This is a genomic window from Peribacillus simplex (assembly GCF_001578185.1).
Taxonomy (GTDB): Bacteria; Bacillota; Bacilli; order Bacillales; family DSM-1321; genus Peribacillus; species Peribacillus simplex_A.
Genome location: NZ_CP011008.1, coordinates 1,065,338 through 1,088,495, shown reverse-complemented (window position 1 = coordinate 1,088,495; position 23,158 = coordinate 1,065,338). Strand labels below are relative to the sequence as shown.

25 protein-coding genes and 2 riboswitches are annotated in these 23,158 nt (G+C 41.2%); of the genes, 12 read left to right on the top strand and 13 right to left on the bottom strand.

Annotated features, from left to right (window positions below; genetic code table 11):
• Positions 1-11: 11 nt before the first annotated feature.
• Positions 12-986: a nitronate monooxygenase gene (locus UP17_RS05095; protein WP_061465987.1), complete on the bottom strand. Its 975-nt coding sequence runs from the start codon at positions 984-986 to the stop codon at positions 12-14.
• A gap of 184 nt (positions 987-1,170) precedes the next feature.
• Here UP17_RS05095 and UP17_RS05090 point away from each other — a divergent pair, with 184 nt between their 5' ends.
• Positions 1,171-2,136 carry an oxygen-dependent tRNA uridine(34) hydroxylase TrhO gene (locus UP17_RS05090; RefSeq protein WP_061461940.1) on the top strand — a complete coding sequence of 322 codons (966 nt, stop codon included), beginning with the start codon at positions 1,171-1,173 and terminating at the stop codon, positions 2,134-2,136.
• A gap of 266 nt (positions 2,137-2,402) precedes the next feature.
• On the opposite strand, the gene UP17_RS05085 is transcribed toward UP17_RS05090, so the two are convergent.
• Positions 2,403-3,035, bottom strand: coding sequence for a superoxide dismutase family protein (locus UP17_RS05085; protein WP_061461939.1), 633 nt, complete (start codon positions 3,033-3,035; stop codon positions 2,403-2,405).
• A 169-nt stretch (positions 3,036-3,204) separates the two neighbouring features.
• Positions 3,205-4,512 carry a CitMHS family transporter gene (locus UP17_RS05080; RefSeq protein WP_061461938.1) on the bottom strand — a complete coding sequence of 436 codons (1,308 nt, stop codon included), beginning with the start codon at positions 4,510-4,512 and terminating at the stop codon, positions 3,205-3,207.
• Positions 4,513-4,725: 213 nt separating this feature from the next.
• Between UP17_RS05080 and UP17_RS05075 the strand changes: the two genes are divergently transcribed.
• Positions 4,726-5,937, top strand: a complete 1,212-nt coding sequence (locus tag UP17_RS05075) for an MFS transporter (protein ID WP_061461937.1) — start codon at positions 4,726-4,728, stop codon at positions 5,935-5,937.
• A gap of 397 nt (positions 5,938-6,334) precedes the next feature.
• Positions 6,335-6,425, top strand: a riboswitch (cyclic di-GMP riboswitch).
• A gap of 946 nt (positions 6,426-7,371) precedes the next feature.
• Here UP17_RS05075 and UP17_RS27350 read toward each other — a convergent pair.
• Positions 7,372-7,554, bottom strand: coding sequence for a hypothetical protein (locus UP17_RS27350; protein ID WP_155727242.1), 183 nt, complete (start codon positions 7,552-7,554; stop codon positions 7,372-7,374).
• Between the two features lie 334 nt (positions 7,555-7,888).
• On the opposite strand from UP17_RS27350, the gene UP17_RS05060 reads away from it, so the two are divergent.
• Both UP17_RS05060 and UP17_RS27345 read left to right on the top strand, forming a co-directional pair.
• Positions 7,889-9,346, top strand: a complete 1,458-nt coding sequence (locus UP17_RS05060; RefSeq protein WP_061461934.1) for a SulP family inorganic anion transporter — start codon at positions 7,889-7,891, stop codon at positions 9,344-9,346.
• Positions 9,347-9,431: 85 nt separating this feature from the next.
• The gene (locus UP17_RS27345; RefSeq protein WP_155727240.1) at positions 9,432-9,578 is read left to right on the top strand and encodes a hypothetical protein; all 147 of its coding nucleotides are present in this window, start codon (positions 9,432-9,434) and stop codon (positions 9,576-9,578) included.
• A 97-nt stretch (positions 9,579-9,675) separates the two neighbouring features.
• Here the strand turns inward: UP17_RS27345 and UP17_RS05055 are convergent, their stop codons facing one another.
• Positions 9,676-10,605, bottom strand: coding sequence for a manganese-dependent inorganic pyrophosphatase (locus tag UP17_RS05055; RefSeq protein ID WP_061461933.1), 930 nt, complete (start codon positions 10,603-10,605; stop codon positions 9,676-9,678).
• Positions 10,606-10,898: 293 nt separating this feature from the next.
• Positions 10,899-11,080, top strand: a riboswitch (cobalamin riboswitch).
• A gap of 139 nt (positions 11,081-11,219) precedes the next feature.
• On the opposite strand from UP17_RS05055, the gene UP17_RS05050 reads away from it, so the two are divergent.
• The 4 genes from UP17_RS05050 (at position 11,220) to UP17_RS27340 (ending at position 15,312) form a co-directional block, all read left to right on the top strand.
• Entirely contained in the window at positions 11,220-13,517 is a 2,298-nt protein-coding gene (locus UP17_RS05050) for a ribonucleoside-diphosphate reductase subunit alpha (protein WP_081108709.1), read from the top strand.
• Between the two features lie 46 nt (positions 13,518-13,563).
• Positions 13,564-14,616 (top strand): ribonucleotide-diphosphate reductase subunit beta, encoded by a 1,053-nt coding sequence (locus tag UP17_RS05045; RefSeq protein WP_061461932.1) that lies wholly within the window; start codon positions 13,564-13,566, stop codon positions 14,614-14,616.
• Positions 14,588-15,025, top strand: a complete 438-nt coding sequence (locus tag UP17_RS05040) for a flavodoxin domain-containing protein (RefSeq protein WP_250211762.1) — start codon at positions 14,588-14,590, stop codon at positions 15,023-15,025. Before UP17_RS05045 ends, UP17_RS05040 begins: the two co-directional genes overlap by 29 nt.
• 119 nt (positions 15,026-15,144) lie before the next feature.
• Positions 15,145-15,312: a hypothetical protein gene (locus tag UP17_RS27340; protein ID WP_155727238.1), complete on the top strand. Its 168-nt coding sequence runs from the start codon at positions 15,145-15,147 to the stop codon at positions 15,310-15,312.
• A gap of 68 nt (positions 15,313-15,380) precedes the next feature.
• Here the strand turns inward: UP17_RS27340 and UP17_RS05035 are convergent, their stop codons facing one another.
• Together UP17_RS05035 and UP17_RS05030 are read right to left on the bottom strand one after the other, a co-directional pair.
• Entirely contained in the window at positions 15,381-15,578 is a 198-nt protein-coding gene (locus UP17_RS05035; protein WP_028393295.1) for a cold-shock protein, read from the bottom strand.
• Positions 15,579-15,776: 198 nt separating this feature from the next.
• Entirely contained in the window at positions 15,777-16,268 is a 492-nt protein-coding gene (locus UP17_RS05030; RefSeq protein WP_061461931.1) for a hypothetical protein, read from the bottom strand.
• A 116-nt stretch (positions 16,269-16,384) separates the two neighbouring features.
• Here UP17_RS05030 and UP17_RS05025 point away from each other — a divergent pair, with 116 nt between their 5' ends.
• Positions 16,385-16,864, top strand: a complete 480-nt coding sequence (locus UP17_RS05025) for a GNAT family N-acetyltransferase (protein ID WP_250211813.1) — start codon at positions 16,385-16,387, stop codon at positions 16,862-16,864.
• Here the strand turns inward: UP17_RS05025 and modB are convergent.
• On the bottom strand, positions 16,826-17,479 hold the full coding sequence (gene modB / locus UP17_RS05020) for a molybdate ABC transporter permease subunit (protein WP_061461929.1): 654 nt from the start codon (positions 17,477-17,479) through the stop codon (positions 16,826-16,828). The two genes, UP17_RS05025 and modB, sit on opposite strands and share 39 nt — an antisense overlap.
• 246 nt (positions 17,480-17,725) lie before the next feature.
• Between modB and spx (UP17_RS05015) the strand changes: the two genes are divergently transcribed.
• The gene (gene spx, locus UP17_RS05015; RefSeq protein WP_061461928.1) at positions 17,726-18,121 is read left to right on the top strand and encodes a transcriptional regulator Spx; all 396 of its coding nucleotides are present in this window, start codon (positions 17,726-17,728) and stop codon (positions 18,119-18,121) included.
• A 57-nt stretch (positions 18,122-18,178) separates the two neighbouring features.
• On the opposite strand, the gene UP17_RS05010 is transcribed toward spx (UP17_RS05015), so the two are convergent.
• On the bottom strand, positions 18,179-18,412 hold the full coding sequence (locus UP17_RS05010; protein ID WP_250211761.1) for an ATP-binding protein: 234 nt from the start codon (positions 18,410-18,412) through the stop codon (positions 18,179-18,181).
• Positions 18,413-18,509: 97 nt separating this feature from the next.
• Between UP17_RS05010 and spx (UP17_RS05005) the strand changes: the two genes are divergently transcribed.
• A complete protein-coding gene (spx, locus tag UP17_RS05005; protein WP_061461926.1) occupies positions 18,510-18,929 on the top strand; it encodes a transcriptional regulator Spx in 420 nt (139 codons plus the stop codon).
• 37 nt (positions 18,930-18,966) lie between these two features.
• Here spx (UP17_RS05005) and UP17_RS05000 read toward each other — a convergent pair whose 3' ends face one another.
• Positions 18,967-19,200: an ATP-binding protein gene (locus UP17_RS05000; protein WP_155727236.1), complete on the bottom strand. Its 234-nt coding sequence runs from the start codon at positions 19,198-19,200 to the stop codon at positions 18,967-18,969.
• Between the two features lie 97 nt (positions 19,201-19,297).
• Between UP17_RS05000 and spx (UP17_RS04995) the strand changes: the two genes are divergently transcribed.
• A complete protein-coding gene (spx, locus tag UP17_RS04995; RefSeq protein ID WP_061461924.1) occupies positions 19,298-19,717 on the top strand; it encodes a transcriptional regulator Spx in 420 nt (139 codons plus the stop codon).
• A 37-nt stretch (positions 19,718-19,754) separates the two neighbouring features.
• Here the strand turns inward: spx (UP17_RS04995) and UP17_RS04990 are convergent, their stop codons facing one another.
• The 3 genes from UP17_RS04990 to UP17_RS04980 all read right to left on the bottom strand — a co-directional run bounded on the left by UP17_RS04990 (position 19,755) and on the right by UP17_RS04980 (position 23,082).
• Positions 19,755-21,077: a sensor histidine kinase gene (locus UP17_RS04990; protein WP_250211760.1), complete on the bottom strand. Its 1,323-nt coding sequence runs from the start codon at positions 21,075-21,077 to the stop codon at positions 19,755-19,757.
• A 94-nt stretch (positions 21,078-21,171) separates the two neighbouring features.
• Positions 21,172-21,861 (bottom strand): response regulator transcription factor, encoded by a 690-nt coding sequence (locus UP17_RS04985; RefSeq protein WP_061461922.1) that lies wholly within the window; start codon positions 21,859-21,861, stop codon positions 21,172-21,174.
• A gap of 294 nt (positions 21,862-22,155) precedes the next feature.
• On the bottom strand, positions 22,156-23,082 hold the full coding sequence (locus UP17_RS04980; protein ID WP_061461921.1) for a cation diffusion facilitator family transporter: 927 nt from the start codon (positions 23,080-23,082) through the stop codon (positions 22,156-22,158).
• Positions 23,083-23,158 lie beyond the last annotated feature (76 nt).

The following is a 23,158-nucleotide window of genomic DNA, read 5'->3' as shown; positions in this document are numbered from 1 at the left end:
ACAAACCCTTCTCATTTTAGTTCTTCTAAAAGAAGTTCCATCAATTCTGCTGCCGGAAGTTCCCTGCTCAGCTTATACCCTTGCCCTGCCCACAAAGCCATCAATTCAGGATTGTTTTTTTGTCCCGCCGCTTTTCGCATTTGCTGTGTCATGTGATGAACATAAGGATATGCGACGGGTGCAATGCTATCATATTCCCTTAAAAAGTGATTCACCAACCCGCGTGCCCTCCGGCCGCTGAAGGCGCGGGTAACTGAGGTCTGGGTAAAACGGGGATTTCCGAGAGCTGCCTTATGGACGGGACTTGCCCCGCTTTCGGGACAGCGAAGGAAAGCTGTTCCCAATTGTGCAGCTGTCGCTCCCGCTGCAAGCACGGCAGCGATATCCTTTCCATGCATCAGTCCACCCGCTGCAATGATTGGTAACTTCAGTTCATTTTCAATCATCCGTATTAATACTAAAAGACCGTAATCGTCTTCCGTGCCGTTTTCGAAGCTGGCTCGATGCCCTCCTGCCTCAATCCCCTGTACACATAGAACATCCGCACCTGCACCCGCCGCCCTTTTTGCTTCCTGAAGGTTGGTTACTGTCACGACAATAAGGGAACCGGCGCTTTGGAGCTCCCTTATTACATCTTCCGCAGGACAACCAAACGTAAAGCTGACGACATCGACCCGAGCCTCTTTTAATACAGTTAGTTTATTTTCCCAATCATCATCATCACTATCGGCTTTTCCAATCTCAACCCCTACATTCTTGGCCTCCTTTTCAATTTTTTCACGATAGGCAAATAATAAAGTTTCATCCACCACTTCGTTACCTGGAACAAATACATTCACGCCAAATGGGCGCTGGGTCAAGTTACGAGTCTGCCCTATCTCGTCTTTCATCTGTTCTGCACTCTTATAGCCAGCGGCAAGAAACCCCAACCCTCCCGCATTGGATACTGAAGACGCAAGCCGTGGAGTGGAGGCTCCTCCTGCCATCGGTGCTTGAATGATTGGATATCTCAGTAAATCTTTGAACAATCCACACAACTCCCTTTTGATTTTTACTCATGCCCTTATCATTTTTACGTTTTCTTGATATAATGATTATCTGTAAGAGATAAGTGTCTAAATGATCACCCTTTATATCTTGCAAATATAAAACATAGGTGGTAATTATAAAATGGAAACAAAACCATATAGAGTATTACTTTATTATTTGTATGTACCTATCGAGAATCACGAAGAATTTGCAGCCGAGCATCTTGCGGCATGTAAAGCACTTGAATTGAAAGGTCGTATTCTGGTCGCCTCAGAAGGTATCAACGGAACTGTCTCAGGTACGATCGAGCAAACCAACCAATATATGGACATGATGAAAAGCGATTCCCGCTTTGCCGATATCGTGTTTAAAATAGATGAAGCTGATGGACATGCTTTCAAAAAAATGCATGTTCGTCCGAAAAATGAACTTGTCACGCTTCGTCTGGAAGATGACATCAACCCGAACCGGACGACAGGCCAATACTTGAGCCCGAAGGAGTTCTTCGAGCAAATGCAAGATGAAAATACTATCGTCCTTGATGCCCGAAATGACTATGAATTTGATTTAGGACATTTCAGGGGTGCAATCAAGCCGGAAATCACGAATTTCCGCGAACTTCCGGATTGGGTCCGTGAAAATAAACAAATGTTCGAAGGCAAAAAAATCCTTACGTATTGCACAGGCGGTATCCGCTGTGAGAAATTCTCAGGCTGGCTTGTCGAAGAAGGCTTTGAGGATGTTAGCCAGCTGCATGGCGGCATCGCAACATACGGGAAGGATCCCGAAGTCCAAGGTGACCTTTGGGATGGACAAATGTATGTATTCGATGAAAGAATTGCCGTACCCATCAACCAAAAGGAACACGTCATTGTCGGACGCGATATTTACTCCGGCGAGCCTTGTGAACGCTATGTCAATTGCGCTAACCCTGAATGCAACAAGAAAATCCTATGCAGTGAAGAGAACGAACACAAACATATGCGCAGCTGCACTCACGAATGCCGAGTGCATCCACGTAACCGCTATGTAGTCGAGCATAACCTTTCTGAAGAAGAAGTATCTGAGAGATTACAGCAAATCGAAGAAACCTTCACGGCAAAATGATTAAGCAAACCCGAATCAGTGGACATGATCCCTATTCGGGTTTTTTTATAGCCTATATCCAATTTTCCGAAGATTAAACTTGTTAACTTTCAAAACTGCCCAAACCGCAATATTACTTACATTCTTACTTCTATATCAAAATAGAAAAAACCTTCTTTATAAGCAAAAGAAAGAATTAATCCGCTAACTTCTAAAGCTTTTTCATGATTGTCCCTTCATGAAAAAAGCGATTCCTCTTAAAAGGAATCGCTCCTGCATCAATAATTTCAGTTTGCCTCTGCACTCACAACAATTCCGCAAGCTTGTCTATCGCCCGCATCACCAGTTTTCAAGGTATCTCCATCAGATCCTTTTTCTCCACTGGCTTCATAACGATCAGGAATATTGGCAAAGTTGTCAGGATTTGCATGAACGATGACAGCCAACTCTTCTTTCTTCAGTTGGTCTATTGTCATGTTATCCAATGTTGCCGTATATTTTGCTGTCCCATCTTCTTTTACATAGAGAGGGGGCATGTCCCCTGCATGATTCGAGTGCGTTTCATCAGTTGGATTGAAGTGTCCTCCCGCTGTAGTGAAAGGGCCTTCCTTAGCACGTGCGTCACATGTTGCGTTTTCGTGAATATGGAATCCATGATAGCCTGGCTCAAGGCCTTCCAAAGTGGTCTCGATCACCACAGCATTCTCTTCCGCGGAAAAGTTTACAGTACCAAGGGTCTTACCTTTTATATCTTTAACTTCTGCTTTCACCTGCGGATCCATCTCTGTATCTGTTCCTTGTCCCACTGTATTCATATCTTCGGCATTTTTGTCTCCCTGATTTGAATCATCCGCTGAATTACATCCATACAGTAAAAAGGCAGCACACATAGGCAGCACAAATTTTTGCTTATAGTTCATGATAAATCCCCTCACTCTCTTATATGTATATTCCTCTTATTATTTACCACTATTATGGAAAAATAAACAGAAAGCGGGATAAATAGGAAAATAGATTATACCAGCGAGTAGAACCTCTTACTAAATTCACAGACAAGGATCTTATATTATAGCTTAATGGGCTCACATTTTACAAAGTGATGACACCGAAAGCAATGGCTGCAATCGTCATGATGATGGTTGTCCCAAACGCCCATTTAAACAGGAATTTTTGGTGATCCCCAAAATCCACCCCTACAAGACCAATCAATATGAATGTGGCAGGCACCAATGGCGATAATGGGAATCCTGTGGTTGAATGACCTAATAAAGCCGCCCTTCCGATTTCAACAGGGGCAATACCGAAGTTCGATGCCGTTTCACTGATAATCGGCAGAATGCCAAAGTAATAGGCATCAGGTGAAAAAATGAACCCCATCGGAATGCTCGAAAGCGCTACGACCAGTGGCAAATGTGCCCCAAGCCAATCCGGAATGATGGTTACGATTGAAGCGGCCATCGAGTCCATCATCTTCGTTTCAGTGAATACACCCGTAAATATCCCTGCAGCAAAAATGAGTGTACAGATCATTACGAAACTATTGGCATGACTTAAAATCCTTTCCTGCTGTTCTTGTGGGTTCGGAAAGTTAACCAATAACGCAATAGCAAAAGCGGAGGCAAATAGGATTTGGATTGGCAGCAATTCCATCACCAGCAATACCATCAGTAAAATCGTCAAGAGCCAATTAAACCAAAATAACTTGGATGTTCCTTCAGGTGTGGTTTCAGCGGCTGCAGCCTGTTCACTCATACCAGGTGGCATGGTCCTTCCCATCGACCTGACTCCTAATCTCTCTCTTTCCTTTTTGCCAAGTACATATGCCGAAAAAAGTGTCCATAAAAGCCCGCAAATCATGACTGGAATGAGAGGAATGAATAACTCCGATACTTGAACTTGAAGGCTCGCGGCCGCTCTCACCAAAGGTCCTCCCCAAGGAATCATATTCATGACCCCCGCGCCTAAACCAACGACACAGGCCAATACGAGTCTATTCATTCCTAATTTCATATAAAGCGGTAGCATGGCGGAAACGGTGATCATGAATGTAGAAGAACCATCCCCATCCAAACCTACCAACATGGTTATTATGGCAGTTGCCATGACAATTTTTAGCGGGTCGCCTTTTACAAAACTCAGTATTTTAGCGATCATGGGCTCGAATAAACCAACGTCAATCATTAATCCAAAATATAAAATAGCAAAAACGATCATGACTGCTGTTGGTGTCACCTTTAAAATACCTGCCACCATCATATCTCCCATTTCAGATGCAAACCCGCCAATCACACCAAAAGCAATCGCCGTGAGGATAAAAGCGACGACTACGGATAGACGCTTTGTGATGACTAATACCAAAAACGTTAAAATCATGCTAAATCCTAAAATAGTCAACATGTAAAAAACTCCTTTAATTTGAAAATGAACGCCTTTCCTTTTATCTAATTTTTCGGAAAAATCAATATTTTCAAATTATACCATTTGCACATTCATTAAAAAACCAGTTTTTATAAGCAAAAATCAAATTCATTTAATAAATTAGTTAATTTCTGTATACTATTATTTAGGAACCCGAAGTTTTTTTCGAAGGAAAGAAGTGTTGCATGTAAAATGAATGCTCATAAAATAGCTAAACGGAATCTTTTCATCATGTGGTTCGCCAACTTCTTCATAGGCGGAAGCATGACGATGGTTCTTCCATTCATATCTTTATACATTGGTACATTCGGGGATTATTCGACCCAATATATCCAGCATTGGTCCGGATGGACATTTGGTATCACCTTTGTGACTGCCTTTTTATTTTCTCCTATTTGGGGACGGATTGGCGACCGGTATGGCAGAAAGAAAATCTTGATTGCCTGTGCCTTTGGGATGGGACTGTCCATTTTCTTGATGGGATTCGTTGAAAATGTTTGGCAGCTTTTCGTCTTAAGGATGTTCACGGGAATATTCACTGGCTTCATTTCCATGTCACAGGCCTTCATATCAACGCAGACTCCGAAAGAGATTGCCGGACGCGTACTGGGAACACTGCAAACGGGAAATATAACTGGTTCACTTTTCGGACCATTGCTTGGCGGCATTCTTGCAGACACACTCGGCTATTCAACCGCCTTTAAATTCACCTCTATCACCATTTTCATCTCTGGACTTCTTGTTTTTGCAACCAAGGAGTATCAAATGGAACGGCAAAATGGAACAAAGTCGAGCTATACAAGCAAGGAGGTTCTCTCGCATATCATGCGGAACCCGATCCTAGTGAATGTCATGCTCATTTCGACCCTTGTTCAAGTAGCCCACTTCAGCATCCAGCCCATTCTTTCTTTATACGTTGGCGAGCTGCATGGAACTTCCAATCTTGGATTTTATTCAGGTATCGCCTTTTCTGCGGCAGGCCTAGGGAATTTATTGATGGCGCGTCACTGGGGCAAGATAGGTGATCGGCATGGACATGTGAAGATTCTTGTGCTGCTTCTTTTTCTTACTGCCACTGTCTACTTGCCTGGTGCCTTCATCAATCATTTTTGGCAGCTTGTTTTTGTACGTTTCATACTGGGCATGGCAATAGGCGGCATCATCCCTGTAAGGATTGCCTACATTCGCCAAGAAGCGCCGGTTGCAATGCAGGGGGAAGTACTTGGGTACAATACGAGCCTGCGCTTTTTAGGCAATATCATCGGACCTGCAATGGGTGGTATGGTAGCTGGCTTCTATGGATTCTCTGCTGTTTTCATCACGACCAGTACCTTGCTCCTCATCGCTGGCCTGGTCCTCTATTACGCGATGCACCGCAATCCGGAGTTGGCCAGATCACATTAATCAAATTCGGGCGAGAAAACCTGCTTCCAGATGGAAGTCAGGTTTCTATCTGTTTAACGCACATACAGCCGTATTGCCAGATACATCTGGAGCTGGATCTTGTTTCGGTCGGATCCCGATTAAGGCGGTGATGCCGAGAATGACTACTTTATTCAAAAATACATATCATCAAGCATCAGAGTTATGGTGAATGCGGAATCATCGAAGGAAACCAGAAAAGGATTTGAAGCGAGTGCACTTTCAAGCCTATCAGTTAAATAACATGCTTTGTAAAGATAGGTTCAAAAGAAATGAATCAAACTTCCTGAAGGTCATAGCTTTAGACTAACCACTTTATTATCATCATACCCACCCATAAACTGATAAGTATTTTTTCTGCACTTCAATTTTATGTTAAGATTATTTTAGGCAAATTTTATGAAAGTAAAAGACGCAAAGCCACGGGCCTAAACCAACAACTTAGTTGACATGGCAGCCGGGCCGCCATGATTTATCTTGATTAAATCGCTTAATCATTTATTTCGTGCCCCTTTTTAATTTGCCTAAAAATTTGAAAAAAGAGGGTTATATATGTTTTTTCCAACCATTTATTCAGCTGCTACGGATGAGAGACACATAGTTAAAGATAAAAATACATGTGCATGCGGCACAAGATATAATGTATTCGCAATGTTGACAAGAAGCGACCTTCGAAAGATCAGGTTCATGCATTATAAAGAAGTGACATGTCCAAAATGCAAATCCAGTATCCTTGATAAGGAATAGCCACTTAACACTGCCCTCTACGAAGTAGGTGAAAGGGAAAATATCGTTCCGGTAAGTAAAGCTTCCTTACCTTATGCCAATCAAGTTAAGGCACAAAATCGACATAAAAAAAGATCCTTCAAGGACTTTTATCATTGTCTTAAATGGTGTACGGTCGGACTATAATTGGCTCGATTGGTATAAACCGTGCAGTTTATCAGCAATCATCAGATTCAATCGTGTTTTCTGCATCTTCTAAAACCATGTCCGGAATGTCATGGATCCGTTCCATTGGGTAACGCAATGCACTGCTTGTTTGAAAAGTGAAATCCATAGTATTTTTGAATTTCCGTTATTGAATAGGTAGACACTTAATGTACCCATCAGATTTGCTCCCCCCTTCGGCATGTGCAGGGTCTTTCAAATTATCCAAGAGCTTGTAAGAGCCCAATTCGTCAAAAATGGCCAAGCTATTTTTTTTGGAAATCCAGTTCTGCTGAATTTATAAGCATGCATGCCCTGTTTATGGACCTAATAATAATCCTCCAGCTTAATGGTGGTGCCCATCCCAATATGTAGCGCCAAGGAAAGCTTATTGAAAATAGCTGTCCATTAAGATAATGATATATCTCCTCCTATACGGGGTTGCGAGTTCACTTTCCCTTCCACGGATACCATCATATCATCGCTTTAAGTCATGATGATTTCTTTATTAAGATACAGTTGTTCTTTCATATGATCCCATTCCAAGGCTTTTTCTGCCTGCCTTACAATCAGGTTCGGATGGTTAGGCAGTGACTCCACTTCCAGTTCCACAGCCCCAATGTAAATCATTTCCGCAGTCTTGAGAAACACTACCAACAGAACCGGCAACTGAAACCCACCCGATTTTTCAGTGAAAGGGAAATAGGCATGTAATTCATTCTCCCCCCCATTACCGTAATCCTTTACTAAAGTTTTGGGGATCCTATCGAAGGGCTTTGTAAACAAACATAGTTTACCGATACTTCGTATAGATAAATCGAGGCATCTTCAGCCATGGTCCCCCCACATGATAGCTCAAGCACTTTTTGCACCAATGCTTCCTTCTTTAGGCATGAATAGTCCTGGAAATATCCATATAGATAGAAAGAAGGTCACATGCTATAATTTAGTCCGTTAACAATGAAAGTAACAAACATATATAAAAGAAAGAAGGAGTGTTTCTTTGAATACATCAGCATACAAACAGGAATGGTTCGGTAACGTTCGGGGGGATGTTCTTTCCGGAATTGTCGTTGCCTTGGCATTGATTCCAGAGGCGATTGCCTTTTCGATCATTGCTGGTGTTGACCCAATGGTAGGTCTATATGCCTCATTCTGCATTGCCATCGCCATCTCATTTTTCGGCGGAAGGCCGGGAATGATATCGGCTGCCACTGGAGCAATGGCACTCGTAATGGTCGATCTTGTTAAAGATCACGGCTTGAACTATTTACTTGCTGCAACTATATTGACTGGTTTGCTGCAAATTTTACTAGGGGTTTTAAAAATCGGGAAATTAATGAAGTTCATCCCGAAGCCGGTCATGACTGGTTTTGTGAATTCTCTAGCCATCTTGATTTTCACGGCACAGCTTACCCATTTCGTGGGCGAATCATGGATCATGTATCTCATGACAGCCATTTCATTAGCTATCATTTATCTTTTTCCGCTGATCACGAAAGTCATACCTTCACCACTTGTCGCCATCATATTCATGACAATCGTTGCAGTTACCACGGGAGCTACGGTGCGTACGGTTGGGGATATGGGGCAATTGACTGAAGCCCTTCCGATGTTCATGCTTCCAGACATCCCTTTGACCTTCGAAACTTTGGCGATCATTTTCCCTTATTCCATAGCCCTTGCGTTTGTCGGGCTGCTTGAATCATTATTGACCGCTCAAATAGTCGATGAGATGACTGACACGGACAGTAATAAAAATAAAGAAGCCAAAGGCCAAGGGATTTCGAATATCATTGCCGGATGTTTTGGCGGAATGGCAGGATGTGCGATGATCGGCCAATCCGGTATCAACATTAAATCGGGAGGAAGGGGCCGGCTTTCCACTTTTGTAGCTGGCGCATTTCTTATGGTATTAATCGTGGTATTTAATGATGTCCTTGTTAAAATACCGATGGCTGCCCTTGTCGCAGTCATGATCATGGTTTCAATCGGGACCTTTGACTGGTCTTCCCTAAGGCGGCTCACTAAAGCTCCAAAGACGGATGCAGCAGTGATGATCGTGACGGTCCTCATTGTTCTTTATACACATGACTTATCTAAAGGGGTATTTGCTGGAGTGCTCTTGAGCATGATTTTCTTCTCGGCTAAAATTTCTAAAGTGGCTGTTGAGAAAACGGAAGACATCCATGCTAAGAAAATCATTTATCGTATCAGCGGACAAATATTTTTCGCTTCGGTTCAGGACTTTGTTTCTAAGTTCGATTTCAAGGAAAAAGCCGAAACGGTCATCATCGATTTTTCCCATTCTAAAATATGGGATGCTTCTGCAGTCGGTGCTGTTGATACGGTTGTCCTTAAATATCAGTTTCAAGGTACACCTGTCCAGGTGCAAGGCCTGGATGAGGAGAGTTCGTTATTGCTTGAAAAACTCGCCACCTCAGAAAGTAAAATATCTTGAAAAAGTATAATTCTGCTGAATAGAAACTTTTCAAACCGACAAAATAGATAACATGAAATATTTCCTTTTGAAAGGAGCGAAAAGCATGACATCCGATCAGGATTATACAGCAGCGAATCTGTCACCAGATTTATTGAATGAACTGAAAAGCTTTGAAAGCAAACTTGGCGAGGAAGCCAATAAAGAACTGATTGTCATCGCCTATGAAAAAGAAAAAGAAACCTTAAATTAAAAAAAAAGACTCAAACACCTTTAAATGGATGGTTGAGTCTTTTTTGATGTAAAGAAAAGGGGGCCCAAAGTATTAAATGGGCACCCCTTTTCCAATATTATTTACTGAATACGTCCGTTAAAACCGGAACGATTTGTTTTTTACGCGATACAACGCCCTCTAAGACGGCAATGTTATTGTTTAATGAAACGTCATATGCCTTTTCCACTGCATCAGCCGCTTTTCCAAGAGCCAAGGCCACAGAATCATTGGTCAAGATATCCGTTACGACGAATAGGAATAAATCCAATTCCTTCACAGCGATGACCGATTCAATGGCTGCTTCTATTTCAGCTTGCTTAGCAAGAACTTCGTTCGGATCTACAGCATTGACCTGAGCTATCTCCACTTTAGCCATTCCCATGGAGAATTCTTTTGCATCAAGAGTGATTAACTGGGCAATCGTCTTGTCGCTCAAGTCAGCTCCCGCCTTCAACATTTCCAAGCCATATGTTTCAGCGTTTACTCCCGCAATATCAGCCAGTTCCATAGCTGCTGCAACGTCTTGCTCTGTGCATGTCGGGGATTTGAACAATAAAGAATCGGAAATTATGGCAGATAGCATAAGTCCGGCGATCGCTTTAGGGACTTCAATGCCGTTTTCTTTATAGATTTTATTTAAAATGGTTGCCGTACAGCCAACTGGCTCCGCACGGTAATATAAAGGATCGCTTGTTTCAAAGTTAGCGATACGGTGATGGTCAATAACTTCCAACACACGGACTTGGTCAATATCTTCTGCACTTTGCTGGCGTTCGTTGTGGTCGACCAGGATCACGCCATCCGCTTCCCCTGCCACTTTTTCCACAAGGCGGGGAGCTTCGAATTTGAATTGGTCCAACGCATATTGAGTTTCACCATTCACTTCACCCAGACGAACTGGTTCAGCGTTGATACCTAGTTGCTTTTTAAGATCTGCATAAGCGATTGCTGAACAGATTGTGTCTGTATCCGGGTTTTTATGTCCAAAAACTAATACTTTTTCCAAGATTTTAACCCCTTTTTCATAAATATTTTTCCGCGAATCCCCTCATCGCAATAAGGGAGACCCACCTTTACTATACACTTTATTTTAACACAAAATCCCGTAAATTCAGTGCTCGAATTACCCATTCCCCAATAAAATCTTTCATTCTCAATCCCTCTACCTTCACTTTGTCAATAGATAAGGGTTGGTTTTTCTCAAATATATTAGTTGAATTATCATCGTATATGGCTTACGATAATATAAGCAGAAATACTAGATATTGATTACACAAACAATACTAATAACTATATATAGAATATTTTATAATCCAAGGTGCCAGTGATGGCTGAAAAGGGAATCCGGTGTAAACCCGGAACTGTCCCCGCAACTGTAAATGTGACGAAATGAGAAACCACTGTATAGCTCTCTCTATACGGGAAGGACTCAAAGTAGGATGATCATGAGTCAGGAGACCTGCCTTGATTTTTTCATGTTTCTTATTCTTCGGGGATTGAGATGATGAAACGATAGTATAATGGCTATTTTTTCATGGTTCTTTTATTCTATCGTTTGATCCGCTCAATCCATTTGGGCGGTTTTTTTATTTTAGCGGAAGTTTACAAGGAGGATTATTAATGACTCAAACATATAACTCTACCATAGGCGAAAATGACACCGAAACGAATTCAATCCAGCTTGAGATGTTATCAAAGGAATTCGAAGGCCGTCTCGATATGGAAAAGTTCAAAAAGCGTTTTATAAAATGGCTTGATCGCAAAAGTGACTCAACCGATGAACAGGCATCAAAAAAACTGATTCAGCTCGCTCTTGAAAGTGTGGATATAGATGCTCCCGATTGGACGTTCGTTGCTGCAGCAGAACTATTGAATACGATGTATAGGGATGCACAGGCAAATCGAGGTTATGAAGGCATGAGTTATGGCCCATTCTATGAACTGATCACGGAACTCTCGCAACTTTCAGAAGGCCAGCGTTATCCCATTTATAAATCAGAACTGCTAGCTTCTTATACGAAAGCGGAAATTGAGGAATTGGGTTCGGTGATCGACCCGGAAAAGGATAAATTATTTTCTTACATAGGCATCTACTTATTAAACGATCGCTACCTAGCCCGCCCAAAAAAAGACAAGGTCTACGAACTGCCTCAAGAGCGCTTCATGATCATCGCGATGGAAATCATGCGAATGGAAAAAACGGAGCATCGTCTTCAACTAATAAAAGAAGCTTACTGGGCTATGTCCAACCTTTATATGACTGTTGCGACGCCTACTCTATCCAATGCAGGTAAAACGCATGGACAGTTAAGCTCTTGTTTTATCGACGCAATTGAAGATTCCATTGACGGCATCTATCTATCTAACTACGATGCCGCAAAAGTATCAAAATTCGGCGGCGGTGTAGGTCTTTACGTTGGTAAGATTCGTTCGCTTGGTTCTGATATCCGAGGTTTCTCTGGAAACAGTTCCGGCACGACTCCCTGGATCCGGCTATTCAACCAGACAGCTGTCAGTGTCGATCAATTGGGGCAACGTAAAGGTGCCATCGCGATTTACTTGGATGCCTGGCATAAAGATATTATGAGCTTTCTTGATTTGAAGACGCAAAACGGGGATGACAGATTAAAAGCCCATGATATTTTTACAGGTGTATGTATTCCTGATTTGTTCATGGAGGCTGTACGCGACAGAAAAGAATGGTATCTTTTCGATCCGCATACCATCAAACAAACCCTTGGATTCTCACTTGAAGATCTTTATGACGAGAAGAAAGGCGAAGGAAGCTTCAGGAATCATTACGCACTTGCTGTCGAGGCCGCAGAAAATGGTACACTTCCAAACTATAGCTTTGAAAAAATCAATGCGATGGACATCATGAAAAGCATCATGATTTCTCAATTAGAAGAAGGCGTACCATATATGTTCTACCGCGATGAAGTGAACCGGAAGAATCCGAATAAACATAAAGGCATGATTTATTGTTCTAACCTTTGTACGGAGATTGCTCAAAACTTAAGCCCTTCGACGATCACGGATGAATATGAAACAGAAGATGGAGATGTCGTTGTGGTCCGTAAAAGCGGCGATTTCGTTGTCTGCAACCTATCATCCATTAACTTGCCCCGTGCGGTGAGCAGCGATGTTTTGGAGAGGTTAATTCCCATTCAGATCCGGATGCTGGATAACGTCATTGATGTCAATAATCTTCCGGTCAAGCAAGCATCCATCTCGAACAAACGTTACCGGGCAATTGGTTTAGGAACGTTTGGATGGCATCATTTACTTGCCACTCAGAATATTTATTGGGAATCGGATGAGGCTGTTCACTATGCCGATGCTTTATACGAAAAGATCGCTTACTTAACAATCAAAGCATCCAACGAGTTGGCCAAGGAAAAAGGATCATACCCATATTTCGAAGGATCGGATTGGCATACAGGGGAATATTTCGAACTTCGTGACTATACAGATCAAAAATGGATGGATTTAAAAGCAGATGTGCAGGAGCACGGTACCCGTAATGGATATTTAATGGCTATTGCCCCAAATTCATCGACTGCTAAAATCGGTAATTCAACGGATGGAATCGATCCTTTGTATGAAATTGAATTTTACGAGGAAAAGAAAAACTTCAAATTCAAGGTGACCGCACCAGGATTGACGCCAAATACGTATGAATATTATAAAAAGACCCGCTTTAATTTGGACCAACTGGAGAGCATCAGGCAAAATGCAGCCCGCCAACGCCATATTGACCAAGCAATCAGCTTTAATCTGTATGTACACAACACAATCAAAGCGAAGGTCCTATTGGATATCCATTTAACGGCGTGGGAATCCGGGTTGAAATCAACGTATTATGTTCGTTCGACTTCTTCCGAATATGACAATGCCTGCGAAAGCTGTTCTAGTTAACGACGATCAAACCCTTAGTAATCTATTCTTAAAGGAGTTTTCACGAATGACCAATCATATAAAAAAGATCCGGATGCTAGAACCAACGCATCCAACTAAAGCGACCGGTGTTTTCAAAGGAGAAGCTTCAGGCTTTCTCCTTTGGAACGATATTCAGTATGAGAAATTCTATGATACCTATACACAGCTCATCAATAACTTTTGGAAGCCTTCAAGCGTGAACATGATTCAGGATAAAAAGCAGTGGGGAGAATTGGACGAAGATATCCAGGACGCTTTTCTTGATATCCTTACGATGATTGCTGGAATGGATAGTCTACAAACGCCTACTTTAGTAGAAATCCTTCGGTATATAAAGGATCCTGCGGCAAAAGCTATCCTGGCAAACATGGCCCAGCAGGAATCCATCCATAATGAATCCTATTCCTATATCCTTGCTTCCCTGATACCGGTAGGCAAGCAAAAACAGCTTTTCGACCGCATTAAAGAACATCCGGAAGTGATTAAGCGTAATCAACCGATCGTGGATGCCTATCAAAAGTTCGTGGACGATCCAAGCCCTCAGCATTTATTCGAGGCACTGATCCATTCAACGAACCTCGAAGGGATTTATTTTTATCTGGCTTTCGCCTTCTATTATAATTTAGGACGCCAGAACCTTATGACCGGCTCGGCTACGATGATATCCTATATCCATCGCGATGAAATGGTCCATTTCGATTTCATTGGAATGCTCGTTCAAATCTTGATGTATGAATATCCAGAGTTAAATAATGAAGAAAACACGAAATTCATCTATAAAACGATTGAAAAAGCCGTCGAACTCGAAAAGGAATGGTCTGAGTATATGCTTGAAGATATCCAAACCAAAGCTGATCTCGATTTGGAAGAGTTCAACGAATACATCGAATATATCGCCAACAAACGGCTTCGCATGCTAGGCCTTGAAAACTTGTATAAAGAGTATAGTGAAAACCCGATGCCTTGGATCAAAACGTTCGATGATGAATCCATCGGCCTTACCAAAACCGATTTCTTCGAACAGAAGTCAAGGACCTACAGTCAAGTAAATGCCAGCAATGGATTCGATGAGCTATAAAGTTGCCATTGTCTATCATTCTGCTGGAGGAAATACAAAAGCTCTTGCTGAAGCCATCGCTTCCCTATTACCTGGAGCTGGACTATATCAACTGCATGAATTCGATTTAGGTACATTGCCGGATTACGATGCATTGATCGTCGGTACCTATACATGGGGAAATGGGGAGCTTCCTGCCAAATCAGCAGCCCTTTACAAAGAACTGGAACAGTTGCCTATTGCTCATCTGAAAACGGGAGTCTTTGGCACTGGTGAAACCAACTATAATCATTTTTGTGGAGCGGTCGATCATTTCCGGGACATGTTATTTGCCAAAAGCCAGTTATTGGTGACATTGAAGATAGAACAGATGTATCAAGAATCAGACTTGCCCAGACTTCAAAAGTTCGCCTCGCTATTCCAGAACTGACTAAAAGGTGAGATGCGTTTTCGCATATCACCTTTTAGTATTTTTTTAAAAATTTGTCTCCCTATATCATAGCAGCGGTAAGCATGAAGTATAATGGAATAAAAAGGGGATAATATCCAATGACTGAAAATTTAACCCAGTTCCTTCCTATCCTGTTTATGCTAGTGCTTGTCGTATTCGTTATATTCATCGTTTTTTACCTGGCAGGGCATTTTAATCGTTCTAAACGGATCGAGGAAAAATTGGACAAAGTATTAAGGGAAATGGCCGAAAAAAAAGAAGAATAAACGTGGTTCCCCTTTCAGGGGAAAATAAAAAGACTCCAGTATCGGAGTCTTTTTTTATATGCGTTCAATTATTTTTGAACGTTAGCTGCTTGTGGTCCACGAGCGCCTTGCTCGATTTCGAAAGAAACTTCTTGGCCTTCTTCAAGAGTTTTGAAGCCTTCGCCTTGGATAGCTGAGAAATGTACGAATACATCGTCTTGGCCTTCAACTTCGATGAAACCGAAACCTTTTTCTGCGTTAAACCATTTTACTTTACCTTGTACCATGATAGTTCCTCCTGTGTTTGGAAAAATCCATTTTATTACTATTTTTGGTTCTGGATAATGTTTCAAGAGGAATCCTATAACAGTAAATCCTTCTATCAAACTTATTCCGAACAAAAATAATTACTCATATTATATCATGGAAAATCCAAAAAAAACAAGATTATCGCAGTAATTCCACCGACAAATTATCCTAAAATTCTACATTTTCCGCTTATTGCTTTGACGGAAACCTTCGTCCAATAAGTAGCGCTCCGCCTCTACTGGACTCTCGAAACACTCCTCAAGATTCGAGCCTGAATACACGTTCCAAAGCTGATCTTCCCTTTCAAGTGAAAGCTCTTGCTTTTCACGGCCAATCCATGTTCCTTCCAACCTAGCGAACTCGTTTTCCTCTTCTTCGATTTCAACAGGAAGTTCAGAAAGAAAATCCATGCTTTTTTGAATCAATTCTTTTAATTCCGCTTCATTATAATCACGTATATTGATAAATCCTTTACGGTCAGTATCTTTTTTTCTCATATGGCCAGCGTAAACGAATCCATTTCCATTGGGATGCAAATGCTGAACGACTATCTTTTTCTCCTGGACACTTTCTGGGTAATGGAAATTCACACGCCCCAATGAAACGTCTTTTCGCTGTAATTCCGGAAAAGTTTCAATGATGCTCAATTTTTCTTCAAATGTTAACAAATTTCTTCCTCATTTCATTAGTTCATATTGTTTGTCGATTATAACACAGACTGATAAGAAACAATAATCTCCCTCTTCCTTTATAATGTAATGAAAGGAAGTGATATGATTTGATCATGAAAATTCGGGACTTGGATTCCGATTTTGGCCAGCAGCTTTTTAAACTTCAAAAAAAATCCTATACGGTGGAAGCGGATTTGATCGGCTTTGCCGATATCCCTCCTTTATTGGAAACATATGAACAATTCATTCATTGTAATGAATCGTTCATATGCTTTTTAGAAGGTGATGCCTTAGCTGGAGCGATATCCTATACAATAGAAAATAGACTAATGCGGATTTGCAGAATGATCGTCCATCCCGCTTATTTTCGTCAGGGTATTGCGGATGCCCTTTTGAATGACCTTCAATTACAAGGCGGCTGGGAAAAGATATCCGTTTCGACCGGTAAAATGAACCTGCCTGCACGGAAGCTATATGAAAAAAACGGCTTTACCCATAAAGAAGACATAGAAGCCGCACCTAATCTTTTCATAAGCATATTTGAGAAACAGCATTCATTTTATGTACGTCACGACAAAAAGCATCATGAATGAGATGACGATGATCACAGCAACCCATAGCCAGGCCAATGTCATATTCCCGGAGTCCATGGCGACATATATCGCGGTTGGTATGGTTTGTGTCTGTCCGGGGATGTTTCCGGCAAACATTAGTGTCGCCCCGAATTCCCCCATTGCACGTGCAGAACTCAATATGGCACCTGTGACTATGGATCTGACTGCCAATGGAAGGGATACAAAAAGGAACAATCTCCACTCGCCCGCCCCGTCAACTCTTGCTGCATTTTCGATTTCTTCATCAATACCTTCAAAGCCTGTTTTAGCGGATTGGTACATAAGCGGAAAAGCTACCACGGTGGATGCAATAACCGCCGCCCACCAAGTGAACATTAGGGGCTGATCAAAAACCCTTTCGATGAATTGGCCTGGCATTCCATTCTTCCCAAAAATCACAATCAATAAAAAACCTACGACAGAAGGTGGCAAAACGAGCGGCAATAAAAATGCTGTTTCCAACAGGACTCTTCCCCTGAATTGCTTTTTAGCCATCATTCGCGCCAGGATAATCCCTAAAATGAAAACAAGGATACCCGATAGTCCCGCCACCTGTATCGATAGCCTGACAGGTGACCAAAAATCCCCTGTCATGGTATTATCCGCACATCCATGTAAAATATCAGCCTATGCAGGTCCTTGATCGGCCATATCACCGAATCGTTTTTTTTTTCATTAAAGGCAGATTGCATTTCATTTTCTCCCTTTCCTTTTGAAATAACTATTAAGTTTATTTTTCTTGACATCTTGCTGACACATAGGAACGTTAAAGTAAGAGTATCACAAATATAAAAATAATTTCATCCAATAAACTTTTAATTTTGAAGGAGTCGATTTTATATGGTAACAATTTATACTACTCCAAGCAGTTTAGCCTGCCGTAAAGCAAAAGCTTGGCTTAAGAAAAACGAAATTTCCTACAATGAACGCAACCTATATTCCCAACCTCTTTCTATTGAAGAAATAAAAGAGATTTTACGTAAAACGGAAGGCGGAACAGATGAAATCATCTCTACCCGTTCCAAAAAATTCAAAAGCCTGAATATCGATATAAATAGTACACCACTTAATGATCTTTGCAAGCTTATTCAAGATAACCCGGATTTACTTCGCCGACCAATTATTTTTGACCATAAGAATTTACATGCCGGTTATAACGAAGAAGAAATGGGACGCTTCCTTCCAAGGCAGGTCCGTCATGTACAGCTATGGCATGCAATCAGCCAATTGGCTTAATCAGTTAGCATGTACACAGTCCATAAAAAGGGTTGTCCGATAATGGACAACCCTTTTTTATATCTGATCCGCTTTCTCTATAACGATCGTGAAGGTGGTGCCTTGTTCATTGCTTTCCTTAAGCACAACATCTCCCTTTTGCGCTTTTGCTAGCATCTTGCTGAATGGCAGTCCTAAACCTAAACAACGTATCTTAAGCTTTTTGTCTTCACCTCGATAGAATGGTTCGAACACATACTGTTGTTCATGTACAGGAATTAAAATAACTTTCAAGTTTATTTTTCTTGACATATTGCTGACACAAAGAAACGTTAAAGTATGAGTATAACAAATACACAATAATAATTTCATTCCATAAACATTAACACTTTGAAGGAGTCGATTTTATATGGTCACAATTTATACTACTCCAAGCAGTTTAGCCTGTCGTAAAGCAAAAGCTTGGCTTAAGAAAAACGAAATTTCCTACAATGAACGTAATTTATATTCACAACCACTTTCTATAGAAGAAATTAAAGAGGTTTTACGTAAAACAGAAGGCGGTACAGATGAAATCATCTCAACCCGTTCTAAAAAATTCAGTAGCTTAAATATCGATATAAATAATACACCATTAAATGATCTTTGTAAGCTTATTCAAGATAACCCGGATTTACTTCGCCGACCAATTATTTTTGACCATAAGAATTTACATGCCGGTTATAACGAAGAAGAAATGGGACGCTTCCTTCCTAGAAAAGTACGTCATGTTCAATTATGGCGTGCAATCAGCCAACTGGATTATCAACCATCCCACATCGGTGCATAATAAGAGGGTTGTCCATTAAAGCGGACAACCCTTTTTTCTATATCTGATCTGCTTTCTCTAAACTAATAGTAAACGTCGTCCCTTGTTCATTGCTTTCTTTCAGCACAAGATCTCCCTTTTGCGCTTTGGCAAGCATCTTGTTGAATGGCAGTCCTAAACCTAAACAACGTATCTTAAGCTTTTTGTCTTCACCTCGATAGAATGGTTCGAATACATACTGTTGTTCATGTACAGGAATTAAAATAACTTTCAAGTTTATTTTTCTTGACATATTGCTGACACAAAGAAACGTTAAAGTATGAGTATAACAAATACACAATAATAATTTCATTCCATAAACATTAACACTTTGAAGGAGTCGATTTTATATGGTCACAATTTATACTACTCCAAGCAGTTTAGCCTGTCGTAAAGCAAAAGCTTGGCTTAAGAAAAACGAAATTTCCTACAATGAACGGAACCTATATTCCCAACCTCTTTCTATAGAAGAAATTAAAGAGGTTTTACGTAAAACAGAAGGCGGTACAGATGAAATCATCTCAACCCGTTCCAAAAAATTCAAAAGCCTGAATATCGATATAAATAGTACACCACTTAATGATCTTTGTAAGCTTATTCAAGATAACCCGGATTTACTTCGCCGTCCGATCATTTTCGACTATAAGAACTTGCATGCTGGATATAACGAAGAAGAAATGGGACGTTTCCTTCCTAGAAAAGTACGTCATGTACAGTTATGGCATGCAATCAGCCAATTGGATTATCAACCATCCCACATCGGTGCATAATAAGAGGGTTGTCCATTAAAGCGGACAACCCTTTTTTCTATATCTGATCTGCTTTCTCTAAACTAATAGTAAACGTCGTCCCTTGTTCATTACTTTCTTTCAGCACAAGATCTCCCTTTTGCGCTTTGGCAAGCATCTTACTGAATGGCAGTCCCAGACCTAAACCGCGTACCTTCAACTTTTTGTTTTCACCTCGATAGAATGGTTCGAACACATATTGTTGTTCATGTTTTGGGATTCCCCGGCCACTGTCCAGTACATCAATGCAGATTCGTTCTTCACCCGTTTCATAAAGGTGAATCACTATTTCCCCGTTGCCATCAAGTGCATGCCTGGCATTATTCAAAAGGTTAATGACGATTTGCTGCATCCGCAATGAGTCAATTTGACCAAAGACCGGTTCATCAGGAACTTTTATATCAAAAGCGAACGCTTGATCATCCTGGGTCACTTGCCAGCGATAGGCAATTTCCTTGATGAATATATTGATATTCTCTTTCTGCACCCGAATTTTAAAAGCACCTGCCGATATGGCATTATAATTAAGTAAATCCTCTATCATACCTTGTAGACGTTGAGTTTCCTTTAAAGAAATATCGAGGAATTCCTTACTTTGCTCTCCCGTAACGACATCATCCTTAACCGCTTGTATAAGTCCGCTAATGGAAGTGACTGGCGTTTTCAAATCATGGGTTACACCTGCAAGCAATTCCGCCCGCAACTTCTCCATGACCTTCAATCGATTGGTCATTTCCTTAAACGATCCTATCAGTTCATAAATTTCTTCTTCCTTGATTTCCTCTTCCTCTTTGAAATGGATATCATAGTTGCCTTCTCGAACCTGGACAGCGGCGTTAGCTACATCTTGGATTGGCCGCGAAATCTGCCTGGAAAGAAAATAAATGACTCCCGTCCCCAGAATTAGAAGGCCTCCAATCATGATCGCCAACAAGCCATGATCTTGGTTGATTTCCTTCAATGCCCCTTCTTCCTGTGCAATGACGACCCAACCTCTCGTCTCATCGTTAAACGTAATGGGGGATTTGACGACATATACTTTGTTGTCGGAAATCTTGACCTTCTGGACTAACTCCCTATTTTTCATAATGACGTCTGGGAGTTTATTATCATCCGGATCGATATACAATTGAGGCATCGTATAAATGATGCTGGCTTCAGGGTCGACAATATAGATGATTGGCTGTTGGTTCAGATGAAGGATTTTCTCCCTTTCCTCAACAATCTCCGAAAGGACCGGACCAACGACAATCTGACCATTTTCCTTTATCGCCCGATCGGATGTTTCATCAGCTAAGTACTTAAGCAGGCTAAGCCTATATTCCAAAGCTGTTTTTTCCATCCACCACAAGGAAAAAACAGACAATAATATCAAACCTGAAATCAAGGTCAATACGTATCTCTTAGTCCAATAGCGTTGTAAAGTGGTTCTTTTTTTAGTTTTCATAGACACTCAATTGATACCCCAATCCACGCAATGTTTTTATTTCCCCCTCAGTTACAGGCCATGCATCTATCGCCTTCCTGATTCGTTTGATAGCCAGGTCCACCGCACGGTCACTGCCATCATAATCCATGCCCCACACTTGATCGAGCAGCTGTTCTCTCGTGAAAATTTGATTAGGGTGCTTTGCGAAAAAAATGAGCAGCGACAAATCACGCGGCGTCAAGTTAATTTCTTCCCCATCCAAATGCACCATATAAGACTGATCATCGATGGTTAAACTCCCAAACTCATGTACATGATCACCTTCTGCAACAACCGATGAGGATCTTCTTAAAACGGCATGCACCCGGGCCACGACTTCTTCGGCAACAAATGGTTTGGAGATGTAATCATCCGCACCTGACTTAAATCCCGATAATCTGTAATCGACATCGGTAAGTGCAGTCAACATGATAACCGGACATGTATCTTCCTCCCGTATTTCCTTCAATATATCCCAGCCTTCCTTACCAGGCAGCATGACATCAAGCAGGATAAGGTCTGGCTCTGTTTCTTCAAAAACCGGAATGGCCTTTAGTCCATCGTATACTTGGACTACATTAAAACCTTCACGCTCCAAATATGCTTTCAATACCATGGATATGGCAATTTCATCTTCTACTACAAGAATTTTCTTCATATAAGGATTCCTCCTTCCTGAATTATAGTTGAACAATTTTGTATATGCTAATTATTAAAATCATCAGAGCCTTTTCCCTCAATCTTACCCTTTTAATGTGTCAGGATTATGTTCGCAGTAAAATTCCCCGATGTTTTCACTTAGTATTTTCCATAACTTATTATCTACAATCATCTCGATTCATTTTAACAGGAATGGCTTCTAAATGTTCTGTAAAAGTCATATGGAAAGGGATATAAAGTTGCTTATACAAACCACTCTTAAGAGGCTGGCTCTAACATGAGCCAGCCCTTTTCAATTACATGTCTCGTGTGGATTCGGACAGCCTACTTCCTGTCTTTCCACTTGAATCGTGCTATGTTCAATGCCAAACTGATCGTGAAGAAGTTTTTGCGCTTCTGCTAAAACTGAATCGTGATTACCGCTGGCATCTATGACAACATGGCAGCTCATTGTCAAAAAACCAGAGGTGATCGTCCAGATATGGAGGTCATGGACTTCGGAAACACTGGCCAATTCCAGCAAGGATGCTTTCACATCATCCATATCGACTTGGTCGGGTGTGCCCTCCATTAAAATATGGAAAGAATCCCTCACTACCCTAATACCACTGATAATAATTAAAACCGCGACTATGACGCTCGCAATCGGATCTGCTATTCCCCAATCGAAAAAATAAATCAAGAGCGCGGCAGCAATTGCACCCACCGATCCAAGCATATCACCAATTACATGTAAAAAAGCACTTCGTACATTCAAATTGTCTTCCTTATCTCCGCTCATTAAAATCCAAGCCGCAATGATATTGACCAGTAAGCCGATGATTGAAATCATTAGCATTCCCAAGCTTTGCACCTCAGGAGGATCCACGAACCTCTTAATTGCCTCTATGAAAATGAATACGGATATAACGATCAAGGTCAATCCATTCAAACAAGCAGCAATTATTTCAAAACGTTTATATCCATACGATTTCGACGATGTCGCTTTCCTTTCCCCCAACCTTATCGCTGTATAACTAAGTCCTAAAGCTGCCGCATCGCTAAGCATGTGACCTGCATCCGACAGTAAAGCCAGACTATTTGTCATGAATCCCCCAATAACCTCGACTATCATAAATGTGGAGATTAATAAGAAGGATGCCAACAATGCTTTTTTATTATTAGAATGATGGTGGTGCCCGTGCCCATGTTCATCGGAGTGACCAAGATGATGCCCCATGCCATTCCTCCTCTCGGATTTGAAACTCATATATAGTATGGGATAAATCCAGAATGGTTTCAAATGATTCGTTCGC

Excerpts from the sequence above, each read along its gene's own strand:
- UP17_RS05075 (WP_061461937.1), top strand. The coding sequence starts at position 4,726 with ATGAATGCTCATAAAATAGCTAAACGGAATCTTTTCATCATGTGGTTC.
- UP17_RS27345 (WP_155727240.1), top strand. The coding sequence starts at position 9,432 with ATGACATCCGATCAGGATTATACAGCAGCGAATCTGTCACCAGATTTA.
- UP17_RS05080 (WP_061461938.1), bottom strand. The coding sequence starts at position 4,512 with ATGTTGACTATTTTAGGATTTAGCATGATTTTAACGTTTTTGGTATTA.
- UP17_RS05085 (WP_061461939.1), bottom strand. The coding sequence starts at position 3,035 with ATGAACTATAAGCAAAAATTTGTGCTGCCTATGTGTGCTGCCTTTTTA.
- spx (WP_061461928.1), top strand. The coding sequence starts at position 17,726 with ATGGTAACAATTTATACTACTCCAAGCAGTTTAGCCTGCCGTAAAGCA.
- UP17_RS04980 (WP_061461921.1), bottom strand. The coding sequence starts at position 23,082 with ATGGGGCATCATCTTGGTCACTCCGATGAACATGGGCACGGGCACCAC.
- modB (WP_061461929.1), bottom strand. The coding sequence starts at position 17,479 with ATGACAGGGGATTTTTGGTCACCTGTCAGGCTATCGATACAGGTGGCG.
- UP17_RS04990 (WP_250211760.1), bottom strand. The coding sequence starts at position 21,077 with ATGGAAAAAACAGCTTTGGAATATAGGCTTAGCCTGCTTAAGTACTTA.
- UP17_RS05050 (WP_081108709.1), top strand. The coding sequence starts at position 11,220 with ATGACTCAAACATATAACTCTACCATAGGCGAAAATGACACCGAAACG.
- UP17_RS04985 (WP_061461922.1), bottom strand. The coding sequence starts at position 21,861 with ATGAAGAAAATTCTTGTAGTAGAAGATGAAATTGCCATATCCATGGTA.
- UP17_RS05010 (WP_250211761.1), bottom strand. The coding sequence starts at position 18,412 with ATGTCAAGAAAAATAAACTTGAAAGTTATTTTAATTCCTGTACATGAA.
- UP17_RS05035 (WP_028393295.1), bottom strand. The coding sequence starts at position 15,578 with ATGGTACAAGGTAAAGTAAAATGGTTTAACGCAGAAAAAGGTTTCGGT.
- UP17_RS27340 (WP_155727238.1), top strand. The coding sequence starts at position 15,145 with ATGACTGAAAATTTAACCCAGTTCCTTCCTATCCTGTTTATGCTAGTG.
- UP17_RS05040 (WP_250211762.1), top strand. The coding sequence starts at position 14,588 with ATGCCAGCAATGGATTCGATGAGCTATAAAGTTGCCATTGTCTATCAT.
- UP17_RS05045 (WP_061461932.1), top strand. The coding sequence starts at position 13,564 with ATGACCAATCATATAAAAAAGATCCGGATGCTAGAACCAACGCATCCA.
- UP17_RS05000 (WP_155727236.1), bottom strand. The coding sequence starts at position 19,200 with ATGTCAAGAAAAATAAACTTGAAAGTTATTTTAATTCCTGTACATGAA.
- spx (WP_061461924.1), top strand. The coding sequence starts at position 19,298 with ATGGTCACAATTTATACTACTCCAAGCAGTTTAGCCTGTCGTAAAGCA.
- UP17_RS05025 (WP_250211813.1), top strand. The coding sequence starts at position 16,385 with ATGAAAATTCGGGACTTGGATTCCGATTTTGGCCAGCAGCTTTTTAAA.
- UP17_RS05090 (WP_061461940.1), top strand. The coding sequence starts at position 1,171 with ATGGAAACAAAACCATATAGAGTATTACTTTATTATTTGTATGTACCT.
- UP17_RS05095 (WP_061465987.1), bottom strand. The coding sequence starts at position 986 with ATGGCAGGAGGAGCCTCCACTCCACGGCTTGCGTCTTCAGTATCCAAT.
- spx (WP_061461926.1), top strand. The coding sequence starts at position 18,510 with ATGGTCACAATTTATACTACTCCAAGCAGTTTAGCCTGTCGTAAAGCA.